Origin of the sequence: Paracrocinitomix mangrovi (assembly GCF_019740355.2) — a bacterium.
Classification (GTDB): domain Bacteria; phylum Bacteroidota; class Bacteroidia; order Flavobacteriales_D; family Crocinitomicaceae; genus Paracrocinitomix; species Paracrocinitomix mangrovi.
Genome location: NZ_CP091819.1, coordinates 3,127,360 through 3,152,080, shown reverse-complemented (window position 1 = coordinate 3,152,080; position 24,721 = coordinate 3,127,360). Strand labels below are relative to the sequence as shown.

The window sequence follows — 24,721 nt, the reverse complement described above, 5'->3', positions numbered from 1 at the left end:
GAGGATGAAAAGCGAAGACAAAAAACTAAACGAAATGTTAAGTCAAATTGAATCCTATCGTTCGCACATTACGAATGAAATTGCGGCAACCCAGTTTCCTGAGGCTCCACTGAACTTATACGAACCTGTAAAATACATCTTAGACTTAGGAGGTAAAAGAATGCGTCCTATCTTATCTATGATGGCCTGTGAAATGTTTTCAGGTGAATATCAAAAAGCTTTAAATGCCGCTATGGGTGTTGAGATTTTTCACAACTTCACCCTCATTCATGATGACATAATGGATGAAGCGCCGTTGAGAAGAGGTAAAGAAACAGTTCACAAAAAATGGAATGAGCGCGTTGGTTTGTTAAGTGGAGATGCACTTATGATAGAAAGCTACAAGCGCTTATCACAATACACCCCAGAATTACTACCTAGGATATTAAAACTGTATAACATCACTGCAATTGAAGTTTGCGAAGGTCAGCAAATGGATATGGACTTTGAAAGCAGAGAAGATGTAACTATTGACGAATACATTGTTATGATTCGTAAGAAGACTGCAGTTTTATTAGGATGTAGTTTACAATTAGGTGCATTGGTTGGTGGATCTTCAGATAAAGATGCTCAGGATCTTTATGAATTTGGTACCAACCTGGGAATAGCATTTCAATTACAAGATGACATTTTAGATGTATTTGCAGATCAAAGCAAGTTTGGAAAACAGGTTGGTGGAGATATTATCGCCAATAAAAAGACTTACTTGTTATTGAAGGCACTGGAAACAGCTAATTCAAGCCAATTAAGCAGATTAAAAACTTTGTTTAACGAAACAGACCTGAATAAAAAGGTAGAGGGAGTTAAAGAAATTTATGCTGAGTTAGACATCCAAAATAAGTCAATTGAAAAGATGGAGTTATTTTACAAGACAGCCATGAAAAATTTGGATGATGTTAACGTAGATGAATCCAAAAAAATGCCTTTAAGAACGCTTGCAAATTTTCTATTATCAAGAGAATCGTAAGTCAATTTCAACCGCTCAGTAAACGAAAGCTACATTTTATCCAATTCACCCAACTTCTCCTGAAATAACTGCGTGAGTTATAGTATGAGGGAAGGATTATTGTGGATATTGTCATTATTAATGTTAGGAGCTTGTTCCAAAACAAATTCAGAAAACATTTTACCGGATGCTACCAGTAATGGATTACACACCATGGGATTTTATTTAAATGGTGAAACCTGGTTACCATATGATAAAGGAAACTACAAAGATCACGAATTACCTCATCCAACTATTACTAATGACGGAGGTTTAAGAATCTCCGCTACACGAATAGATGATCAACAGTCTGCTAGAAACTGGTTCTGCATTGAAGTTCCTCAAGGTTGTTTTGAAGTTGGAAGATATGATTTAGCCAGTGAATACTGCACAGCTCCTTACCAAACTTTTTATTACGGTTCAAACAGTCATAAATCTGCAGAGTATTATGAGATAGACACCTTATCTCCGCACTTTATAGACATTACCAATTACAATAAAGAAGATCAAATAATATCCGGCACTTTTGAATTTGATGCTATTTCAGCACAAAAAGACACTTTACAATTCAGATCAGGAAGATTTGACCTTCATTACAAGACACTATAAAAAGATCTTACCATTGATCCATTCCGGATCCAAATCTGCATTGTACTTCTTATAAAAAGAGATGGCCGGTTCATTCCAATCTAAAACCTGCCACTCAAATCTCTTTGCACCTCTTTCCTTAGCAGTTTCAAGCACTTTATCAAAAAGTAATTTACCTATACCACTCCTTCTTTTTGATTCAGTAACTAATAAATCCTCCAGATATAAACAAGTTCCTTTCCAGGTAGAATATGAAGTATAAAATAAGGCAAAACCGATTACCTCATTTTCTTCATCTGCAACAAAACACTCAAATCTGGGATGCTCTCCAAATCCATCTTTACGCAATTGATCTGCTGTATTACTGACCTGTTCTTCAGCATTTTCGTAAATCGCTAATTCTCGGATTAATTCCAACACCTTGTCCATGTCATTTGGTGTTGCTTTTCTAATTTGGATATTGCTCATATCCCAAATCTACTGATTATTGAGCCAAGTTGAATCTTAAAGAAATACCTGTTGATGTATTCGCCGTAGGATAAGCGTTTGACAATACCGGCGTATTCACAACCCTGTCAAAGTAATATGCCACGTTTAAGTTTGGTCCAATATTGTAATCTACTCTAAACTTAACTGAATACATTCTTTGCCCTGAAGTAGGTTGATTAGTATCCTCAATGATGTTTCTACTAACAGTGATATTATTTCTTATACTCAAGTCAAATCTTAAGTTCAAATCACTTTCAACAGTTTCACCCATAAACTTGAATGGCAATTTAACCTTAGAGAATTTATATCCTGAACCTATCACCCATTCTGCTCCTCTCATTTCAGTTATCTGCATATTTGGAACATTTAGTGCTAATGAACGATCTCTTTTAAATTCAAAAGATGTTATCAATCCATTTTTACCAATTATCCATGTTGCATCTAATCCTAAGAACGGAGCGAATTGTTCAGTAATGGTGATACCTGTTATCTGTTCTTTTGCAATAAAGTTGTTTGATGCGTCTCTCACCCAACCTCCATTTTCATCTATGGCTCCTAAGTTGGTTTGGAAATTTGTAAGCGATACCGTTGATCGATATGCGTGTTTTAAAGTGAAATTCCTCACCAGTTTTTTCATAAAGTCAATCTTGGACAGCCCATCATACCTAATATCCCAGTTAGGTAAAGGAATTGCTTTAAATATGTCAAAGAATTTATTACCTGTTCCTCGTCCTGTATATGCCGCCAAGAATGATCCAACTAATACATCCTGTTGGTTAGCTCCAAAACCGTCATAATATCCACCACTGTCTAAACTGGTTCCGTGTAATTGACCCAATTGAGATGACACAACCGTTCTGTAATTTCTCATGTCTGCAAACACCTGATCCATGTATAAAGAATCCAATTTAGAAAAGGCCGTTTTCCAGGTAATAGTTGTAAAATTCAACGAACCGGAATTAACAGGATTGAAATGAGAATGACCTTCACCCGCTTCCCAAATTCCAAGTGTCGAATTGAATACTGAATCTGGATTATATCTGTAGAAACTGTTTTGATTTTCATTGTATTTTCTATCAATAGTCAAAGAAATAGAAAGGTCTTTGAAAGGTTCTAATTGCAATCTTCCGTTAATATTTTGGGTATGTGTAACTGTGTGCTGAATATTTAAAGCTGCGTATTTTGTCAACCACTCATTTGAAGCTGCAAATGATGCAAAATCACTACCACCCCAGGCATTAGTTTGTCTTCCCCAAATGTCTTTATTCTGAGCTCCGGCCACAAACATAAAGCTAGGTTGGCCCCATGTGTTGTTTGAATGATTTGGATGCGCACCCATACCGAGTACGGAACTTTCTCCGGCAAATCCGGGTAAAAGCATCCCATCATTTTCAGTGTAAGTGAAAGATAAATTTCTAACTGACATGATAGCCTGACCAATAATTTTCTCAGGAGTACTTACCTCTCTTTTCTCGCGTTTCTTTTTCTTGCGCTCTCTTTCTTTCTTCTTGAAATACTTTTTACGTGCCTTTTTGTATTCTTTCATGGTCATTTTCTTCTTTGCCAGGAAAGTTGAGTCTGGTTCTTCAGGCCAATTTTTTAGATCATTTTCTAATTCCTTTTTGAGTTTTTGTTGCTCTTTTTCAGGATCTTCTTTTTTAGAATTTCTACCTCCACGGCCACCTCTACCACCACCGCGGTTGGCATCATTAATTTTCTTTAAATAAGGAACATGGTTATACAAAGTCAAGAAGTTTATTTGACCATTTACACTGAAATTTCTTGAGTTTTGAATAGTATTTCCATATTGTGGTTGAGCCAGTGGTGCTCTTTGCCAATCATAACTTCCTCTCAATTTCAAGTTGGCGTTGATCCAATCTGTTAAAGGGATTTTATTGAATGGTAATTTGTAAGTGATATTGTATGAATGACCATACTGCATATTATATCCTCCTACTCCTAGAGAGTCTGACCAAGTTGAATCTGCGCCATTCCAAACACGCTTATCAAAAGCACTTTGAATACTTCTAATAAATTGAGAATATCTTTCCTGAACTAGTGGATCTGAGTGATCTCGATCAATAATTCCCTCTGGTTCTGAAATAATAGATGAATTATTTGCAGAGAAAGTAAACTTTAATTGTTTGGTTAAATCATACTTCAAATCATACCCTCTTACCCAAGTAAAATTCTTTAATACTGTAGGATCAAATATTGGCGCTAAGGTATCGGCAAAATTTCTGTTTTGTCTTTGGTTATACATCCTGGTTACATCATTCGTAAAACTGAATGACTTAGGACCCAGATCAACATTGATATCTCTAATAATTCTCAACCAAGGCGATTTTCTGAATGCTTTAACATTTTTGAATGGTTCCCAGGTAATTGGTTTTTTGGAATACAAATAACTTAAATTACCCCTCCAGGTTCTCGTTCTATCATATTCTGTATTTAAGTCACGTCTATACAACTCATTATATGAATAGGTAGCTGTCCAGTTTTCAGGATCCCAAATATGTACTTCTTTACCGGATGGCCTTTCTCTTCTAACATTGGTGAAATTGTATGATTTCCTCAAAGTGAGATCTCGTGAAATCTTGAGTCGTTCGGCCTTTTGATTAGGATCCAGATCTTCCAATCTTATATCAGGTGCCAGGAGGTCAAACTGCGGATCTATGGCTGCAGCTGAATATCCATAATAGAATGGTAACCTAATATTTGCTTTACGACCAAAAAACTGACCTAAATTGACATTGGTAGAAAAGTCAAATGATTTTTGCGTATCTCTTTGACGCTCACTTACTTTCTTTTCAATACTTCCCCAGTTAGGCGTTGAATAGTTTCCTGCTACGTTAACTGTTGCAAAGTCAGCTAACTGCATACTTACACGAGCAGTAGAAGCCCATCCACCTTGTTGATCAAAATCTGTTAACCTCAACTCATTTACCCATACCTCTGCACATTTGTCCAAACCGTCTTCAGCATACATCCAAGGGTGATCTGTATCTTTTCCAGGGTTTCTTACCCCAATCATTATTGTTTTTAATCCCTGTAGATTTGGGTTACCTCTAACTTTAATTCTTGTGATTACTTGTGGATCATTAGGATCTGATGCATCCGGAAGTCTCACCTTTATGTATTCTTGTCCATAAGGAACATTACTGGAATTTCTTTCCAACTTAAGGTTTGTCAACTCATTAAAGATGATATATGCATTGTTTTCATCCGGCCAGATTTCATCTGCATTGGCTTCAGTTCCTAAAGTACCCCAAGGCGTTAACTTTAAAGGAATTTCATACTCGTAGTAGTTTTGTTCAAAATCTGTTCCTAATCTGATAAAAACAGTCAATTGATCATCTTGTAAATCCGTTTCAACGTTACGTGCTTCACCATGGATGAACATCTTTAATTTCTGGTATGATCTGATATCAAAGTTTACGTTTTTATAGGCCGCTCTTGCATCACCATCTTTCAAACCACAAACCTCAAAAGAAAGAGATTGCTCATTTAATTGTCTTAAGTTGATTGATCCTTGATCCTGCTCTCTTAATATTCCAGGAGGAATAGCATATCCCACAGGTTCTTTACCTTCGTTTTCTTCAAGGTTTACTGCCGCAATGTTAAATTCTGTAGCATTTGGATCATCATTGATACTTTCACCCGGCTCATTAATGTTTTCCAAGTATTTACGCCATTCACCTCTGATCAACTCTAATCTTGCAAAACGCAATACAACCGGATGATCAAATTCTTTCATGAACATTCTAATAAAACGAATTGATCTGAAATCATTGATTCCGTTTATTCGCGTCTCATAATTTTCAATTGGAATTTTAAACTGATACCAAGTTTCAATTTTCCCTGAACCTTCACACACCTCAACTTCTTGAGAGTTCGTAATAAAGTTTTGTCCAACCACTAAATCCTGAGGTCTTAAACTTACTCGGTATTGGAAATAACTTTCAGATTCACTTAAGTTGTTGTCTTGATTTAAATCCTCAATATCCGGAATTGTTGTTGCTTGAATTGTATAACCTGCTCCTCCGGTAATTGAATCTGACATTTCTGATGAAGGGGAGTTACCATCCATCCCGTTAAAATTCTTATATCGACGCACTATGTCGTTAGTATCAATGTCGTGTTGAGGATCTAAATAATATTGATAGTTATCTGAAGATGGGTCGTCCAATAACTGTGCTTTTGCAGCAGCTGATAAATTCGAATTATTTACCCAGCTAATAAATTGATTAAAATGACCAGCTTCTCCGGCATCTGACAAACCATCTAATCCAACATCCTGATAAACTCTTGACTCTGGGTTATTATCAAATGCATTAACAATTACTTGCTGATTATAAACCACCGCCCATTCTGTTGTATCGTAATCATCCGGATCAAAAGTTGTACTGGCAGGTAATCCATTTTCAAAACTCTTTCTTGAATCCGGTAGAATATCCTCTGAAATGTTTCCTAAGTTGAAATACAAATCACCACCCGAAGTATTAACTGTGCCACTTTGTGTTGCATCATCATTAAAAGGATCCAATAACCAGAATTGGATAAACTGGATGTTTGCTGTTTCAAAATTTGTGGTGGTAAGTGCTCGCATAACTCCCGACCAACGATCTTCTGGATTAGTGAATTTACCATCTGCATCAATGTAAGCTGAAGTTGTATCGTAGTTGTACTGTCCTCTTTCTGTTGGATAGTAAGCCAAATCAAGAACAGGAATATTGTTTAAAGTACCCTGAACCGGATTAAACTGCGGGAATAAAGCAGTTTGTGAAAGGATGTGCATGTTAGAATTACACAAAATATTATCATTTCCTTGAATATGATCAGGTGTTACACTTGAGTTTTGGTAGAATGTTGTTGGATCAATAACATACCAGGCCAATTTAGATCTGTTAAACCCTTGTCCCAATCCAAGTGAAGGATTTGCCTCAGGAAATAAAGTACTTTGACCTTGCGGAACTGAAGCTAATCTCCAGGTTCCAAATGTTTTAATATCAATTGCAGATTGTGATCCTTCAAAACCATCTATATATGAAATACCTTCTTTAGAAATTGCTCTTTGTGTTCCCGGAATCAAATAGGCAAACTCTCCATATGCATTGATACTTGACTTTTCTTTTGTACTAATAATTGGTAACACATCTACCATTTTGGTCAAGAAAGGAACTTCTTTACGATAGGAAATATCTGTTCCCAATACAGTATTACTAATTGGTTCATCCCCAATATTTACCTTTTGAGTCAATGGTTTCTCAGTCAGATTCATTACTGTTGCACCCCAGTTAAAATCCTTGTTAAACTCATAATTGAAATGTGCCCCTACCAATGATTTTTGTTGGAATCCAAAGAGTGAATTACTTTCTAACTGAACTTTGATAGGTGTCCCAGACTCAAGAATACCTTCGTTCAAAATCTTCACTCTTCCCAGGTTATAATCAACTGTGTAATCTACACCTTCCACCAATTTTACTCCACCAGCTGTTACTGTAACACTACCTTCAGGTACATTCAAAGTGTTTAGTGAAATATCAGAGCTTACAGAAGATTTGTATTCTCCTTTGATCTTGAATCTATTTTTACTTGGGATTTGTTGAGCCGCAGTTTTAGTTGAATCATACAACTCTTCAAAGACAATACCTTCTACTTGTAAAGGTGCTAATGATGAAGCCTCTAATTTCTTTCTAAGCGTTTTTCCAAAAGGTTCAATGGTTGTGAAATATACTCTACCCGTACGAGGATCAATAGTACCACCATTAGTTGCCTTATTACCTTCATATTGAATTGCAACGTAATCAAATCTTCCATCAGGTTGGCCATTATTTTGAAGATTTAGACGGTCTAAATCTAACTGCTGCATCAATAATTTATCATTTACTCCATCATAAGGTAGGTAGTTAACATCCACAGAAGATTGCGGATTGTTATAATACAAGTCCATGATAAAATCTGCCTGACTTACTTGATATGCACCTATTGAGTACACATTCTTCATCATCAAATCCCAGGTAATGTTTTGCGGATTTACAATTGTTGGTTTCAATAATCTTAGGATCAAAGCACTTTTAGACCCTTCTTCAACCGGTACATCATTTGAAAATTCCCCTACTTGATAAGTTCTACCATTTACAGTGTACTGATAAGCAACACCCAAAACTTCATCTTGATTCAAAGGAGACTTTAATGAGATGTACCCCAATTGGGCGTTGTAAGTAAATTCTTGTTCAGATAATTGTCTTGCATTCTCCACTTTTTCATAATGGATTGATTGCTCAAAAGGACCCGGTTGACCCGTGTAAGCCGCCAAATAAGGAACTGCACTTGAAAAACCTCTAATTTGAGGCGCAGCCGCAAGAATTCCATAAAGTTCGTTGGCATCATTATCCGGATACTCAGAATTAAATTGATTTACATTTCCTTCTACATAACTTGGTCTTGTTTCTCCCAAATCGGAGAATGCAATGATGTTTCTGGTATTTTCAACCTTATTTACCCTATTGGTCACCCAAACTTCAATTTTGGTAATTTGGACACCTGATTGAACCAAAGGCATGGTTTGCATTGAAGAATCATAGTGATCCCTGTGGTAATAATTCAAAAAGTAGTGTTTATTGGCTTCGTAATTATCTGCCTTCACTTCATAATCCTGAACTTGTGCACCTCCCGATACATTAATTTCTTGACGCTTACCCTTTTCTTGAGCAAGAATGGTATTAACGGTTAATCTACCCCATCTCAAATCAGTTCTGATACCAAATAATGATTGAGACCCTTGAATCAAGGTTGTATTCAAAGGTAAACTAACATTACCGGCTTCTATTTTTTGAATGATTTCATCTTCGTAACCGGTATATTCAATTTTTACTTGATTTTGGAAATTAAAAGTTGCTTCAGTATTCTGAGCAATAGTCAACTTTAATTTATCTCCAATTTGACCTACAAGGTTCAAGTTAATTCTCTGTTGAAAATCAAAGGTAGTTACCCTTCTTTGCTTAATTGGCAATACCGGATTGTCATATCTTGAAATATTAACTCCAAAAGAAAGTTCAGCCGATCCTTGTGGACGAATATTAATTTCATCACCCCCAAAAATCACATCAAAAGCTTCATTTTCAATCTTTAATGCGGGGATTGGATTCTTACCTTGTTGTTGTTCGTTATCCTCTTTAATTTTTTCCATGAACAACTCTTTGGTAGCTTGTTGCCTTTTCCAGGCTAAGTATTCCTCAAGTGTCATAGAAGTTGGATGACGATAATTGATTCCTCCTATTGTTTGATAAAATTCATACATCCCGGTTTCAGGATTGTATTTTACTTCTGTGTTAACACCAGAAGGCATCAAATTAATTGGGGAGTCTTTTTTATCAGTATAATCGTAATGATCGTACAATGGAAAATGCAAAGTTGAATCATTCTGGGTAAATGCCACAGAACAAAACAACGTCAAAACAAATATTCCAAGTAGTTTCTTCACAATTGGGTTATTACAATACTTTAAGTGCTTCTTTAATTATTTCTTCAACACTTTGCTCATCAGTCAGCACTTTGTTGATTGCTTTTTCAGCTCTTTTCTTGTCAAAACCTAAAGCCAACAGAGCAGTTAACGCATCATTTTGATTCGTATTGTTTGAGAACAAAATATTTTCTGCAGCCAAATCTGATTTAGCCACCTTGTCTTTTAGGTCAATGATAACCCTTTGTGCAGTTTTTGCTCCTATCCCTTTTATTCCCTGAATAGTGGCAACATCACCTCCAACTATTGCAGAAGCAATTTCATCAGAAGTCATTGCCGACAACATTAAAATTGCAGTATTGGCACCAATACCTGAAACAGAAATCAAATGATTAAACATTTCTCTTTCTGATAAATGAGCAAAACCATAAAGCGTGTGTGCATCTTCGCGCACCATCAATTGCGTATGAATCTTTATGTTTTCATCACTACCCAAAAGCGAAAATGTATTCAAACTGATTTTCACCAGGTATCCTACTCCCCCACATTCAACAACAATATAAGTTGGCGTTTTCTCTACTAACCTTCCGTTTAAATGGGCTATCATAATTACTTGTTTTGAGCGTCAACTACTGCCACTTTCACCATATTTTGAATTTCACGTCCTGAACTTCCCAATTGCAATACGTGAATTGATTTTTTTATTCCCAACAAAATTGGTCCAATTGCATCTACATCATCTCCCATTTCCTGCATTAACTTGTAAGCAATATTTCCTGCAGCAAGATTAGGGAAAATCAATGTATTTACATTTTTGTTTGCCAAAGATGAAAAACTGAATTTATCCATTAGTAAATCATTATTCAAAGCAAAGTTTGCTTGAATCTCACCATCTACAATCAAATTTGGATATCTCTGGTGAATAATTTTCACCGCTTCAGCCATCTTGGTGGCATCTTTTCCTTTTGCTGAACCAAAGTTAGAATAAGACAGTAAAGCAATTCTTGGATGAATATTTAGTTTTCTTGCTTTTTTAGCTACCAGATTCGTAATTTCTGCAATTTCTTCTGCAGTTGGATCAATGTTTACCGTTGTATCTGCCAAAATTAATGGACCCTTTTTGGTATTCATTACATACATTCCGGCCACTTTCTCTACTCCCTCTTGCGTCCCTACAACATTTAAGGCAGGCTTAATAACGTCACGGTAATTACGTGTAATTCCAGAAATCATGGCGTCGGCTTCACCCTGATCAACCATCATTGCTCCGAAGTAATTACGCTCTCTCATTACTTTTTCTGATTCAAATAATGTCCAACCCTTTCTTTGTCTCTTTTTGAAGAAGATCTCTCCAAATTTTTGACATTTTGCTTTTTGAGAAAGGTCTTTAGGATCAATAATTTCAACTCCTTCAAGTTCTATCTCATGCTCCTCAATAAGCGCTTCTATTTTATCTTTTCTTCCCAATAAAATAGGAATTGCATAGCCTTCTTCAAACGCTGCAGCCGCAGCTTTCAGGATATTAAAATTGTCAGCTTCGGCAAAAACTACTCTTTGCGGAGCTTTCATTGCTTTATCAGTAAGGGTTGCAACAACTTTATTATCCAAACCTAATCTTTGCTTAAGTTTAAGTTCATAGGCATCCCAATCCTTTATTTTGTTTCTGGCTACACCTGATTCAATCGCAGCTTTTGCTACTGCAGGCGCTACAGTTGTAATCAACCTTGCATCAAGCGGTTTAGGAATAATAGATTCTGTACCAAAACTAATGTTCTTTTCACCGTAGGCTTCATTTACTTCTTCTGGCACTTGTTCTTTCGCCAATTCTGCAATGGCATGTACAGCTGCCAATTTCATTTCCTCATTGATACAAGTTGCATGTACATCCAATGCTCCTCTAAAAATGTATGGGAATCCTAAAACGTTATTTACTTGATTTGGATTATCTGATCTACCGGTTGCCATGATGATGTCTTTTCTTACAGAAGTTGCTTCATCATAAGCTATTTCAGGAACAGGGTTTGCCAAGGCAAATACAATTGGATTTTTTGGCATTGATTTGATCATTTCTTTAGTAACCAATCCACCTTTTGACAATCCTAAAAACACATCTGTCGTCTTCATTGAAGTCGCCAAATCCATGTCTTTGTCATGAACAGCAAAAAATCTTTTGTGCTCATCAATATCTTCTCTGTTTTTATGTAATAAGCCTTTTGAGTCATACATATAAACATTTTCAAGTTTAGCACCAAGTGCTAAATAAAGCTTACAGCAAGAAAATGCGGCAGCACCTGCTCCAACAACTGTAATTTTTACATTCTCAATTTTCTTTTTGGCAAGTTCTAATGCATTGATCAAAGCAGCAGAAGAAATGATTGCAGTACCATGCTGATCGTCATGCATGATAGGCATATCTAATTCTTCCTTTAACCGTTGCTCAATCAAAAATGCTTCAGGAGCTTTAATATCTTCTAAATTAATTCCACCGAATGTGGGTGCTATTGCTTTTACGGTTTCAATAAATTTTTCAGGATCTTCTGCATCTACTTCAATGTCAAAAACATCTATATCAGCAAAAATCTTAAAAAGTAAACCTTTACCCTCCATTACTGGTTTTGAGGCAAGAGGACCAATATTTCCTAACCCCAACACTGCAGTACCATTTGTAATTACAGCAACAAGGTTTCCTTTTGCAGTATATTTATAAGCATCTGCTTCATTCTTCTCAATTTCCAAACAAGGTTCTGCAACTCCGGGAGAATAGGCCAATGACAGATCTCTTTGTGAACTGTACGGTTTAGTTGGAACTACTGCAATTTTACCCGGTCTTCCGTTTGAGTGATAATCTAATGCTGATTGTTTTCTAATTTTTGCCATCTCGAAGCCTTTATTTTGGGCGCGTAAAGATAAAAATTAAAGCCGAACTGAGCCGAACAAATTATATTCATTATTTTTAGACAACCTTAATTACTCCATGGGCAACAAAAAGTCGAAACTAGTGGTTCTGTCAGGTGCTGGTATCAGTGCCGAAAGCGGACTTGGAACTTTCAGAGACAAGGGAGGTTTATGGGATCAGTATGACATAAATGAAGTTGCCACTCCCGAAGCCTGGGAAAAAAATCCAGAACTTGTTTTAGATTTTTACAATAAAAGAAGAGAATTGTGTATTCAAGCACAACCAAATCAGGCTCATTTCGCACTTGCTGAATTAGAAAATCACTTTGATGTACATATTGTAACGCAAAACATAGATGATTTACATGAAAGAGCTGGTTCAACAAACATATTGCATCTACATGGTGAAATATTGAAAGCACAATGTTCCATTAATCCAAATGATGTCAGAGTTTTACAAAATCCGATAATTAAAATTGGAGATTTGTCTAATAGTGGTCATCAGCTTCGTCCACATGTTGTTTGGTTTGGTGAATCTGTTCCAAAGATGTTTGAAGCAGAAGACATTGTTAGAGATGCAGACATCTTTGTCGTTGTAGGAACATCTTTAAATGTTTATCCAGCCGCCAACTTGCTATATGCTTGCAAAAAGAACTGTCAAAAATTCATTGTCGATATTAATGAATTGACGAATGTTAAGTTCAACAATGTTAAACTTTTCAAGGGTCCTGCCAGTACAAAAATTCCTGAATTAGTAGATCACCTATTGCAGCTTAACGGATAAAAAAAAGACCCGAAATAAATTCGAGTCTTTCTTCAATTAATTTTATTTATCAATTACTAGTGTCTCACTAGCAATTTCTTAGTTTCAATAATGTCATTGTTGTTAACAATTGAGTAAAAGTAAACACCATTGTTTAAATCCTCTACATTCAATTTATTTAAGCCATTAACTAAAGTCTTTTTCATTACTTCTGCACCAACAACATTGTAAACTACCAATTGAAATTCTTTTCCTTCATTTCCGTTGAAGTTGATAAAGAACTCATCATTTGCAGGATTAGGATAAGCAGAAAGAGAGATATCAATTTTCTCTTCTATTCCAACTGTTGATGTAATAGTGAAATCAACTGAATCAATAGCAGCATCACCATTATCAGCATCTAGTACATAATATCTTAAATGTAAATCACCACCTCCAGTAAAGTTTAATAATGGCTTCATTAAAGAAGAATCAGCAGCAGGAATTGCATTTGATTGAGGAGTTGTCCAATCATTTCCTGAAGTTACATAACACAATTGATTGTCGCAGAACTGATCTGTAAAAGTAGCAGTACTACTCATAATCACTCTTCTAAAATTATAATTTGCAGCAGCACCTGAGGTGTTTACAGCATGCATATAAATGGTGTAATCTTGATATCCAATAGTTAAAGGAACATTTTGACCATTGTAATTTGTTCCTGGATCATTATCCATGTGAATTTCAACTTGGGCAACAGCACCAAGAGAAAATGCGAAACATCCAATAATAAGTGAGTAAATTTTTTGCATAGACAATAGTTTTTAGGCTTTTACTTAAAACAAATATACATATAAAGAGTGTACAAAAACAGTACCTAAATCAATTTAGGAATTGTTTAACATTTTAGGAGTCCAATGTGTAAGTGGTTTGTGACAATTGTTAATTTTGTTTACACTAAGTTAATTTTCATGTAATCCTTATTTTGAAAGGGATTCAATATCAATCAACCACTTGTTTCTAATAATCTGAGTTAAATAATTCACAATTAGGATTACTAGAATCGTGCACCTTTGTTTTTTCTTTAACAATTCATTCTACCTACATTTGGTTGGACTAATAACGATTAAAAACTATCTAAACATGAAGAAATTTTTACTCATATCATCACTTCTAGCTAGTGGAGTGAGTATGGCACAGCTGCCTGTTAGTACTACTCCAGAAAACAGAAATGTTGTTTTAGAAGAGTACACAGGTATTTATTGTACTTATTGTCCTGATGGACACAAATTGGCGCAACAATATAAAGATGCGCATCCAAATGATGTTGTATTGGTTAACGTTCACGTAGGTGGATATGCTGCTCCTTCTGGAGGTGATCCTGATTTCAGAACACCTTTCGGAACTGCTTTAGCGAATCAATCAAGTTTAACAGGTTATCCTGCTGGATCAGTTAACAGACAAGTTTTTGCTTCTTTAGCAATGGACGGTGGAACAGCAATGAGCCGCTCGTACTGGGATGATGCAGGAGATCAAATCTTAGCTGAACAATCATATGTGAATTTAGCTGGTGAAGCTACTTTAGATGTTACTACTAAAGAATTAAGTGTAACTGTAGAGTACTACTATACTGGAGATAGCCCTCAAGCTACTAACAAATTGAATATTGCAGTTTTAATGAACAATGTTCAAGGTCCTCAAACAGGTGCTGACAGTTTTTATCCGGCAAATATTTTGCCTAATGGTAAATACAATCACCAACATATGTTGAGACATTTTGTAACTGGACAGTGGGGAACTGATGTTACTCCTACTACTACAAGCTCAACTGGATCAATCACTCAGACATATACAATTCCTGCTGACTTAAATGGTGTTGATTACCAATTAGGAGATTTGCAAATTGTAGCTTACATGGCTGAGGGTCAACAAAGTGTTGAAACAGGAGTTGAAGTTCCTTTGACTTTAACAAACTTCCCTTATCAAACTGATGGTAACTTAACTTTTGCTGATGATATTTCTGCATTGTGTTCAGGAACTTCAGCTACAATTGATCCTGTTATCGCTGTTAAAAACGAAGGTGAGCAAGATATTACTTCAATGTCAATTTCAGCTGACGTAAATGGTGGAACTGCTGTTGTAACAAGCTGGACTGGAAACATTGCTTTCGGTCAAACTGAATTTATCACATTAGATCCTATTACATTTAATGTTTTAGCTAGTAATAACTTAAACGTTGATATTACAACTGTTAACGGAAGTGCTGATGACGTTGCTGCTAACAATACAATTGTTAAATCATTCTCAGAAGCTCCAACTACTGGACAATATGTAAAAGTTACAGTTAATACTGACTACTATCCTGGTGAAACTGGATGGACAATTTACAATGATGCAATGAGTGTTATTGCTACTGATTCATATACAGCCGGAACCGCAGACCAATGGGGTGGTGGTGGAGCTGATGCCAACCAAACTTTCGAATACAATGTAGATCTTGGTGGTGCAGGATGCTTTATCTTTGAAGTTACAGATTCTTATGGTGATGGTATGATCTTCAACGCAGGTGGATCAAGCACAAGCTCATCTGCTTATGGAGCTCACTTAGAAACTTATGGTGGAACTGCAGTTTATGACTTTGTTGGAAACTGGGGAGATGACGAATCAGGTAAATTCCAATCAGATGCAAGTACTCAAGGTGCAAGCATTGAAGAAAATGAATTGAATGCTGTATTGTCTATCTATCCAAATCCATCAACTGATATTACTAACGTAAAAGTTGAATTAAAAGAAGCTGCTGATATGCAGATTGAAATCATCAATGCTTTAGGTCAAGTTGTTTATGTTGAAAGCGCTAATAATTTAGGAGCTGGAACATACACTTACCAAATTGATGTAAATGGTTTTGCTAAAGGTTTTTATACAGTAAAAACGACTATCAACGGACAAGTTCAAACTTCGAAATTGTCTATCAGATAATAACAACCTATAATAAATAGTGAAAGACCCGGGATATTTCTCGGGTCTTTTGTTTTTAATCTTCAAGATTTCTATCACATTATGCACCTATATTAAAGTCAATTAGATCAAAATAACTTTATTTAGGATTTCAACCATTTACGCTTATTCAATTATTAAAAAGAGGTAAATTAACTTATCTTTACCTGAGACTAAATTCTGGTCTGTTTTTTGTAAAGACTAAAGAAAACTTGTAACTATGAAAAAATTATTCTTGATCTTACCAGTTGTTGCGCTATTAACAATGGCATTTATTCCTGATGGAGGAAATGGTAAAGATGGAAAAAAAGTTCCGGCTGTTACCTTGAAAGACATGCAGGGAAATACTATTAATACGGCAGATGTTAAAAATGATGGGAAGCCAATTGTAATTAATTTCTGGGCAACCTGGTGTAAGCCTTGCAAACAAGAATTGAATGCAATAGCTGATTTATATGAAGATTGGCAGGACGAAACAGGAGTAAAACTTATCGCTGTATCTGTAGATGATCAAAAAACAACGAATTCAGTTGAACCTTACGTAAATTCTACCGGATGGGAATATGATATTTGGATGGACGTTAACGGTGACTTAAAAAGAGCCATGGGAGTTAACATTCCACCGCAAACATTCTTAGTGAATGGAGAAGGTAATATTGTATGGTCTCACTCAGGATACGTTCCTGGAGATGAAGAAGAGCTTTACGATCAGATATTAGCCATCTCAAAATAGTAATTACCCCAACCAAAATCCACTAGTCTAAACCATGAAGAAATTAATTCTTCCTTTAATGCTGTTGCTAACAACAGCTAGTTACGCTCAATTATTGGGTCCAAATATTTCTGGAAATGTAGAGTCTACTTTTCAATATCTAAATGAAGATACTTTGATAGGTGCTCAACAACCTTCTGAAAAAACGGTACTTAACAGTTACGCTTTAGTCAATTATACATACAAAGGATTTAAAGCAGGAGCCAGATTCGAATCTTATTTACCCCATGTCCTTGGTTATCCTGATAGGTTCTCAGGAACCGGTTTAGGATATAGATATGTTGGTTACAAACATGATCTGGTAGAGTTTACTGCCGGAAATTTCTATGAACAATTTGGATCAGGGATGATCTTTAGATCTTATGAGCAGCGTCAATTAGGAATTGACAATGCAATGGATGGTTTGCAATTGAAGTTGACGCCAATGCCGGGTTTAACTATTAAAGGAATTTATGGTAAAATGAGGTTTGACTTTAATAGTCGTCTTCAAAATTCAGATGGGTTAGTTAGAGGTTTTGACGGTGAAATAGATTTTTCTCAATTCCTAGGATTGTTAGACTCATCCAAATTTAAATTGCGAATAGGAGGAAGTTTCATCAGTAAATATCAATCCGTATCAAATGCGGCATATATAATGCCTAAAAATGTGGGAGCTTATGGAGGAAGAATCTATATGAAATATGATAAGTTTTATTTAGAAGCTGAGCACATAATCAAAGAAAATGATCCTTCACAAGACAACGGATATATATTCAATAAAGGGCATGGAACCTTAATTAATATGGGGTATTCTCAAAAAGGTTTAGGTATTGTATTATCAGCCAAATCAATAGACAATATGAGTTTTAGAGTAAATCCTGATTTAGCACTAACGGATTTGCAAATCAACTTTTTACCTGCTCTAACTAAATCACACACCTATAATTTAGCTGCAACGCTATACCCTTATGCAACACAACCTGTAGGTGAAGTAGCATTTCAAGCAGATGTTTTTTATAAAATACCTAAGAATACTAAAATTGGTGGTAAATACGGAACCCAAATCAATGTAAACTTTGCAACTGCTTACAGACCGGTTAGACATACTTCATCAATCAACCCTGAAGATTCAACGGGAATAACTTATAAAACAGGATTATTTGATAAAAGTGATAGCTTGTTTTACAGAGATTTTAATATTGAAATAAAAAGAAAACTCAATAAAAACTGGAAAATAGGCGTTAAATACTTCCACTTTGATTTTAACAATGATGCAAATCTGGTAACAAAAGGAGCATCCGGAATTATCAGCTCAAATATTGCTGTGATTGATGCACAATATAAAATAAGTAGAAAACATACTATTCGTTGGGAACTACAAGGACTATGGACTGGAAAAAACAATAGAGACAAAGGAGATTGGGTTACCGGATTAGTTGAATATACCATTTCTCCTAGCTTTTTCTTTGCTGTAATGGACCAGTGGAATTATGGAAACCCCAATAGCTCGCAAAGACTGCATTATTTAATAGGGTCTGCCGGGTACATTATGGGATCAAGTAGGATTATGGTAGTTTACGGTAGACAAAGAGAAGGAATATTTTGTATAGGAGGTGTATGTAGACCAGTACCTGCCACTAATGGATTAACAATCACCTTCACTTCAACTTTTTAATTATGAAGAGAGCATTATACATTGGAATTTTATCAGTAGTAACAATGACTGTTTCACTGATGTCATGTGATAAAATTGATAAACCTATTAAACCGGCAATTTTATTAGACACAACCATATTTGAAGGTAACTGGGAAGATTATCCGGACCCTGTTTGGACCCAAAATACAAATTCAAATAGAAACTTTGTTTTAGAAGATTATACAGGTCACCGTTGCCCAAATTGTCCGGATGCTGCTACTGAAGCGGAGGCTATTGAGTCAGCAAATCCAGACAGAGTGTTTGTAGCTTCTGTTCATGCCGGTCCTGGCGGATTAACTGCTTTTCAAGAATTAGCAGACAGCTGCGGAATAGGTGACTACCATAAATTTTGTACTGAATTCTTTAACAGCACAAGTATTGCTTACGGTCAGGAATTTTCTTCGGGATTCGGATTTTTTGCTAATCCTCAGGGAACAGTAAGTAGAATTACCCCTTCTGGTGAATCTATGTTTTCATTATACAATGCTTGGTCTGCAAGAGTGTCAAATGCCATAGCTGAGAATAATTTACAAGTTAATATTCAGGCTCAAAGTAATTACTACAGTTCAACCAATGGATTTTACTTACACACAGAAATAGAACCTTTGGCGGACCTTCCTAATGATTGCAATACGGTTGTGTATTTATTAGAAAATGAGGTAATTGATTATCAAGATGACAATGGCTATAAAGACAGTGCATATCACCACCACAACATTTTAAGAGGAACTATTGATGATTTACCTTGGGGACAAACTGTTCCAACTATTACAGCCGGAAGCAAATCATACTTTGATTATTCATACAAACTACCTACAGGTAAAGACAATTCAGATTATCATTTGTTGATTTATGTTTATGACATCACAACGTATGAAATCTTGCAAGTGATTAAGCACGAACTATAAGGACAATTTTTTTCATTCTTATCGCCAAATCATATTGCATTATTTAACATATTTTCATATCTTTTTGAAAATAAATCAAAAAAATCGCCGTCTATTTAGTGTGATTTTAATCGATTAAAGAAGTTCGTGTTGATAAGTTAATAGCTTTTTAACACTTGTTAGTCGATCAAATCTCTATATTTGTAGAACTACTTGAAAACGAAGCGTATGTTAGAAATGTGCAAGGAAATACTAACGAAAGTTAGTTTTGACAAACTTTTATTTCAAAAGGAATTATCAAAAGCTTTGAAATGGTTAAAGTCTGAAGAGATTGAAAATTTCAAAGAATGGTGCATGAACAAATTCGGAAATGTATATCCGGATGTACTTAAAGTAGCCTTTAATAAGGCCTAACCAAAAAAACTAGAAAAAAACAATCGAAGGCTCCTTTTTAGGGGCCTTTTTTTATTGTTCATTTTTAACGAAACGCACATTTCTGACCAAGCCCTCATACTTAGTTCTTTTAATTGCAGAATGCTTAAATAAAAGGTTGAATGTTTCTTTATTCAGCTTATCAAGATCAGTATTGGATAATTCAGGATGTGGATTAAATTCATCAAACTTATGGGGTTTACTAAATCTATTCCATGGACATACATCTTGACAGATATCACAACCAAAAACCCAATTATCCATTTTCCCTTCGAACTCCTTAGGAATTAGTTCATCTTTTAATTCGATAGTTAAGTAGGATATACATTTTGAGCCATCCACTAATTGAGGTTTTATAATAGCTCCGGTTGGACATGCATCTATGCAAGCTGTGCAAGTACCACAATGATCTGTTGCTGGTTCATCATATTCCAAATCCAAATCAATAATAATCTCACCAATAAAGAAAAAAGAACCTTTTTGCGTTGATATAAGATTTGCATTTTTACCTATCCAACCTAAGCCAGCCCTTTCCGCCCATGCCTTGTCTAAAACAGGTGCAGAATCGGTAAAACAACGGGCATTAACTTCACCTACCCTTTCTTTTATTAAGTCAATTAGTTGGTTCAGTTTTTTCCTGATTACATTATGATAATCATCTCCATATGCGTATTTAGCAATCTTTAATGGTGCTTCCTTAAATAAATCTTGCTCGGGATAATAATTCAGCAATACAGATATCACACTTTTAGCTCCGTCTACCAATTTTCGGGGATCTACTCTTTTATCAAAGTGATTCTCCATATAAGACATCTTGCCTTGATAATTCTGATTCAACCAGTTCTCCAGGTGAACGGCTTCTTTTTCCAAAAAATCTGCTTTGGCAATTCCACAAGACAAGAAACCCATTTCAATCGCTTCTTGCTTAATCCATTTGCTAATGGCTGATTTATTCATTGAATAATCCTCCCTGGAAGAATCCCAGGTCTTTTCCTAAATGTTTGAAAGCTTTTTCTGTGACCTTTCTACCCCTGGGCGTACGCATTATAAATCCTTCTTTAATTAAAAAAGGTTCATAAACTTCTTCAATAGTACCTGCATTCTCACCAACAGCCGTTGCTATAGTTGTTAATCCAACGGGACCTCCGTTAAATTTCTCAATAATGACAGATAGGATTTTGTTGTCCATTTCATCAAGGCCATTTTGATCAACATTTAATGCTTCTAAAGCCATGTCAGCGATATCCAAATTGATATGACCATCACCTTTAATTTGTGCAAAATCACGAACTCTACGCAATAATGCATTAGCAATTCTAGGTGTTCCCCTGCTTCTTCTTGCTACTTCAATAGCAGCATCCTTATCAATACTTACGCCTAATATTCCTGAAGCTCTTTCAACAATATGTGACAATACTTCTGTATCGTAATATTCTAACCTACTATTAATTCCAAATCTTGCTCTTAAGGGAGAAGTTAGTAAGCCCGAACGTGTTGTTGCACCAATTAAGGTGAATGGATTTAAAGTAATTTGTACTGTTCTGGCAGAAGGTCCTGAATCTATCATGATATCAATTGTAAAGTCCTCCATAGCTGAATAAAGATACTCTTCAATTACGGGAGTTAACCTATGAATTTCATCTATAAAAAGTACATCACCCTCTTCAAGGTTAGTTAACAAACCTGCTAAATCACCCGGTTTATCTAGTACAGGGCCAGAAGTAATTTTGATTCCCACACCTAATTCGTTAGCAATAATATTTGCCAGCGTTGTTTTACCTAAACCGGGAGGACCATGTAATAAAACATGATCTAATGATTCTTCTCTTTGCTTTGCAGCCTGAACGAAAACTTCAAGATTCTCCAGGACTTTAGATTGACCAGCAAAATCACCAAATTTCTTGGGCCTTAATACCTGATCAAACTCTTCTTCTCCTGAAAAATTCTCTTCGTCTCTATAATCAAATGATTCCAAAGGTTTGTTGTTTTAAACGTAGTTGTTTCATCAAATATACAGCTTTCATTTATGATGAAATAGCATTGTCATTTAAAGATATTCACCTTTTTATCCAATTGAAATGAAGCCTTATTAATCTTTAACTTTGTTAAATCATGTCATAATAATTTGATATTTCACAACAAAATGAATATAGTGTAAGGGAAAGTACTTGTACTACCTCTATATAGTTTGGAATTATTAACCTAATTCAAATGGAATAAAATCAATGAAACATATATATAAAATTGAAGGGATGAGTTGTCAAGGGTGTGTATCTACCGTTCATGATGCCATTGCTCAAATAGAACATATCACCAAAGTTGAAGTAAATCTTGAAAAAGGTGAAGCCATTGTAGAAATGGATCAACATGTTGACATAAATAATTTACAGAAAGCTCTAGCATCTACTCATTACAATATTTATTTACCTGAAGATGCGCCTAAACATGATCATCAAATGAAAATGTCCAAGCCAAAATCAACTGGAACAGGTATTTATTACTGTCCCATGCGTTGTGAGGGTGATAAAACTTATGACAAGCCAGGTGATTGTCCGGTTTGCGGAATGGATTTGATAGAGCAACCTAAATTAAAGAAAGCAACTACCGAATTCACCTGTCCAATGCACCCTGAAATTGTGAGTGATGATCCAGGGTCATGTCCCAAATGTGGGATGGAATTAATTCCACTGGAAGCAAATGAAAGTGAAGAAGAAAAGACCTATAAAAGACTGCTCAATAAATTATGGATTTCAGTTGCTTTTACCGCTCCAATATTTATCATAGCAATGGTAGATATGTTTGAAGGTAATCCTCTTCGTCAAATAATGTCAGGATATGCGTGGCAATGGGTTCAATTTGCACTTTCTATTCCGGTAGTATTTTATGCCTGTTGGATGTTTTTTAAGCGGGCTTACTCTTCAATAGTTAGAAGAAGTTTAAATATGTTTACCTTAATTGGAATTGGAGCAAGTGTAGCCTGGATATTTAGTTTGTTCGGCTTGCTTTTGCCGGATGTTTTTCCAGCTCAATTTAAAGGTCCCGACGGCAATGTTCATATATACTTTGAAGCGAGTACAGTTATTTTGACTCTTGTGCTACTGGGTCAAGTGTTAGAAGCAAAAGCTCATAGCAAGACAAATAATGCCATAAAAGAATTGTTGCAGTTGGCTCCAAATCAAGCCACAATTATTGTTGATGGCGAAGAAAAAATTGTTGGGATAGACAAAGTCCAAATTGGTGACATTTTAAAGGTAAAGCCGGGTGAAAAAATCCCAGTTGATGGAAAGGTCATATCAGGCAATTCATCTGTAGACGAATCAATGATTAGTGGTGAATCTTTACCTGTTGACAAAATTGAAGGAGATAATGTAAGTGCCGGTACAATTAATGGTAATTCAACTTTCACCATGGAGGCACAAAAAATTGGAAGTGATACTTTGTTATCCAGAATTATTGAAATGGTTAATGATGCTAGTAGAAGTCGTGCCCCAATCCAGAATTTTGCCGATAAAATATCATCTTATTTTGTGCCAATTGTAATTGCGATTTCTGTGATCACTTTTGCTTTATGGGCTATTTGGGGACCAGATCCTAAACTTGTCTTTGGATTTGTAAATGCCATAGCTGTTTTAATTATCGCATGTCCTTGTGCACTGGGTTTAGCTACACCAATGTCTGTGATGGTTGGTGTGGGAAAAGGAGCTCAATCAGGCGTTTTAATTAAAGATGCGGCAGCCCTTGAAAAAATGAATGCAATTGACACTCTAATAATAGATAAAACAGGGACTATTACTGAAGGTAAACCATCAGTTGAAAAGGTAATCCATTCAGACAAAATTGAATACAAAGAGTTGCTGTCAATCATAGCTTCAGTAAATCAAAATAGCGAGCACCCATTAGCAATTGCTACTGTAGATTTTGCCAAAGAAAACGACGCAAAAATTGAATCATCTACTTCTTTTGAATCAATAAGCGGAAAAGGTGTTAAGGCAGAAATTAATTCAAATACAATATTCATTGGAAATGACAAGCTAATGCGAGATGAAATGATAGTAGGTAGCCAAGAAGTTCAGAAAGAAGCGAAAGTATTTCAAGAACAAGGTAAAACTATCTCTTATGTTGCCATTAATGGAAAAATGGTTGGAAGCATTGTGATTTCAGATAAGATTAAAAAAACAAGCAAGGCTGCTATTCAACAGCTACAGGCAGATGGAATTGAAGTGATTTTAATGACAGGTGACAATGAAGAAACAGCAAAAGCAGTAGCAAATGAAGTTGGTATTACAGATTATTTTGCCGGTTGTTTACCTGAAGACAAATTAAATAAGGTAAAAGAACTTAAATCAACAGGATTACAAATTGCTATGGCAGGTGACGGGGTTAATGATGCCCCTGCTTTGGCATTAGCAGATGTTGGTATTGCCATGGGTACTGGAACAGATGTGGCGATAGAAAGTGCTTCTATAACTCTTGTAAAAGGTGATTTAAAAGCAATTTTAAAAGCGCGCAAGCTAAGTGATAAAGTAATGAAGAACATTAAACAGAATCTATTATTTGCTTTAGGATATAATGCTATTGGAATTCCAGTAGCTGCAGGAGCATTGTTTATTCCTTTTGATTTACTGTTATCACCAATGATTGCGGCATTAGCTATGAGTTTTAGTTCAGTTTCAGTAATTGCAAATGCACTTAGACTCAGATCAACTAGCATATAATTAATAGATACTAAACAAAAAAGCCTGCTGAAATCAGCAG

At 35.6% G+C, this 24,721-nt stretch carries 15 protein-coding genes; 8 read left to right on the top strand and 7 right to left on the bottom strand.

The window, feature by feature from the left end; all coding sequences use genetic code 11:
- Nucleotides 1-4 precede the first annotated feature (4 nt).
- Complete coding sequence (locus tag K6119_RS14240) at nucleotides 5-1,006, top strand: polyprenyl synthetase family protein (protein WP_237828024.1); 1,002 nt, start codon at nucleotides 5-7, stop codon at nucleotides 1,004-1,006.
- Between the two features lie 84 nt (nucleotides 1,007-1,090).
- Nucleotides 1,091-1,633, top strand: coding sequence for a Riean_0653 family protein (locus K6119_RS14235; protein WP_221832751.1), 543 nt, complete (start codon nucleotides 1,091-1,093; stop codon nucleotides 1,631-1,633).
- Here the strand turns inward: K6119_RS14235 and K6119_RS14230 are convergent.
- The 4 genes from K6119_RS14230 to K6119_RS14215 are packed head-to-tail and all read right to left on the bottom strand — an operon-like array spanning nucleotide 1,628 to nucleotide 12,443.
- Nucleotides 1,628-2,080 carry a GNAT family N-acetyltransferase gene (locus K6119_RS14230; protein ID WP_221832749.1) on the bottom strand — a complete coding sequence of 151 codons (453 nt, stop codon included), beginning with the start codon at nucleotides 2,078-2,080 and terminating at the stop codon, nucleotides 1,628-1,630. The genes K6119_RS14235 and K6119_RS14230 overlap by 6 nt on opposite strands.
- 16 nt (nucleotides 2,081-2,096) lie before the next feature.
- Nucleotides 2,097-9,587 (bottom strand): T9SS outer membrane translocon Sov/SprA, encoded by a 7,491-nt coding sequence (gene sov, locus K6119_RS14225; RefSeq protein ID WP_221832747.1) that lies wholly within the window; start codon nucleotides 9,585-9,587, stop codon nucleotides 2,097-2,099.
- 10 nt (nucleotides 9,588-9,597) lie between these two features.
- Nucleotides 9,598-10,173 carry a Holliday junction branch migration protein RuvA gene (ruvA, locus tag K6119_RS14220; protein WP_221832744.1) on the bottom strand — a complete coding sequence of 192 codons (576 nt, stop codon included), beginning with the start codon at nucleotides 10,171-10,173 and terminating at the stop codon, nucleotides 9,598-9,600.
- 2 nt (nucleotides 10,174-10,175) lie between these two features.
- Nucleotides 10,176-12,443, bottom strand: a complete 2,268-nt coding sequence (locus tag K6119_RS14215) for an NADP-dependent malic enzyme (protein WP_221832743.1) — start codon at nucleotides 12,441-12,443, stop codon at nucleotides 10,176-10,178.
- A gap of 97 nt (nucleotides 12,444-12,540) precedes the next feature.
- Here K6119_RS14215 and K6119_RS14210 point away from each other — a divergent pair, with 97 nt between their 5' ends.
- Nucleotides 12,541-13,245, top strand: a complete 705-nt coding sequence (locus K6119_RS14210; RefSeq protein ID WP_221832741.1) for an SIR2 family NAD-dependent protein deacylase — start codon at nucleotides 12,541-12,543, stop codon at nucleotides 13,243-13,245.
- 56 nt (nucleotides 13,246-13,301) lie between these two features.
- On the opposite strand, the gene K6119_RS14205 is transcribed toward K6119_RS14210, so the two are convergent.
- On the bottom strand, nucleotides 13,302-14,015 hold the full coding sequence (locus K6119_RS14205; protein WP_221832739.1) for a T9SS type A sorting domain-containing protein: 714 nt from the start codon (nucleotides 14,013-14,015) through the stop codon (nucleotides 13,302-13,304).
- A gap of 331 nt (nucleotides 14,016-14,346) precedes the next feature.
- Here K6119_RS14205 and K6119_RS14200 point away from each other — a divergent pair, with 331 nt between their 5' ends.
- From K6119_RS14200 to K6119_RS14185, 4 genes are all read left to right on the top strand, one after another.
- Complete coding sequence (locus K6119_RS14200) at nucleotides 14,347-16,182, top strand: T9SS type A sorting domain-containing protein (RefSeq protein WP_221832737.1); 1,836 nt, start codon at nucleotides 14,347-14,349, stop codon at nucleotides 16,180-16,182.
- Between the two features lie 238 nt (nucleotides 16,183-16,420).
- Nucleotides 16,421-16,933 carry a TlpA family protein disulfide reductase gene (locus tag K6119_RS14195; protein WP_221832735.1) on the top strand — a complete coding sequence of 171 codons (513 nt, stop codon included), beginning with the start codon at nucleotides 16,421-16,423 and terminating at the stop codon, nucleotides 16,931-16,933.
- A gap of 34 nt (nucleotides 16,934-16,967) precedes the next feature.
- Nucleotides 16,968-18,626, top strand: coding sequence for a DUF6029 family protein (locus K6119_RS14190; protein ID WP_221832733.1), 1,659 nt, complete (start codon nucleotides 16,968-16,970; stop codon nucleotides 18,624-18,626).
- Between the two features lie 2 nt (nucleotides 18,627-18,628).
- Nucleotides 18,629-19,555, top strand: a complete 927-nt coding sequence (locus tag K6119_RS14185; RefSeq protein WP_221832731.1) for an Omp28-related outer membrane protein — start codon at nucleotides 18,629-18,631, stop codon at nucleotides 19,553-19,555.
- Between the two features lie 444 nt (nucleotides 19,556-19,999).
- Here the strand turns inward: K6119_RS14185 and queG are convergent, their stop codons facing one another.
- Both queG and ruvB read right to left on the bottom strand, forming a co-directional pair.
- Nucleotides 20,000-20,923, bottom strand: a complete 924-nt coding sequence (gene queG / locus K6119_RS14180; RefSeq protein ID WP_221832730.1) for a tRNA epoxyqueuosine(34) reductase QueG — start codon at nucleotides 20,921-20,923, stop codon at nucleotides 20,000-20,002.
- Nucleotides 20,916-21,941 (bottom strand): Holliday junction branch migration DNA helicase RuvB, encoded by a 1,026-nt coding sequence (gene ruvB, locus K6119_RS14175; protein ID WP_221832729.1) that lies wholly within the window; start codon nucleotides 21,939-21,941, stop codon nucleotides 20,916-20,918. The genes queG and ruvB overlap by 8 nt, the downstream gene beginning before the upstream one ends.
- 250 nt (nucleotides 21,942-22,191) lie before the next feature.
- Here ruvB and K6119_RS14170 point away from each other — a divergent pair, with 250 nt between their 5' ends.
- Nucleotides 22,192-24,681, top strand: a complete 2,490-nt coding sequence (locus tag K6119_RS14170; protein WP_221832728.1) for a heavy metal translocating P-type ATPase — start codon at nucleotides 22,192-22,194, stop codon at nucleotides 24,679-24,681.
- Nucleotides 24,682-24,721 lie beyond the last annotated feature (40 nt).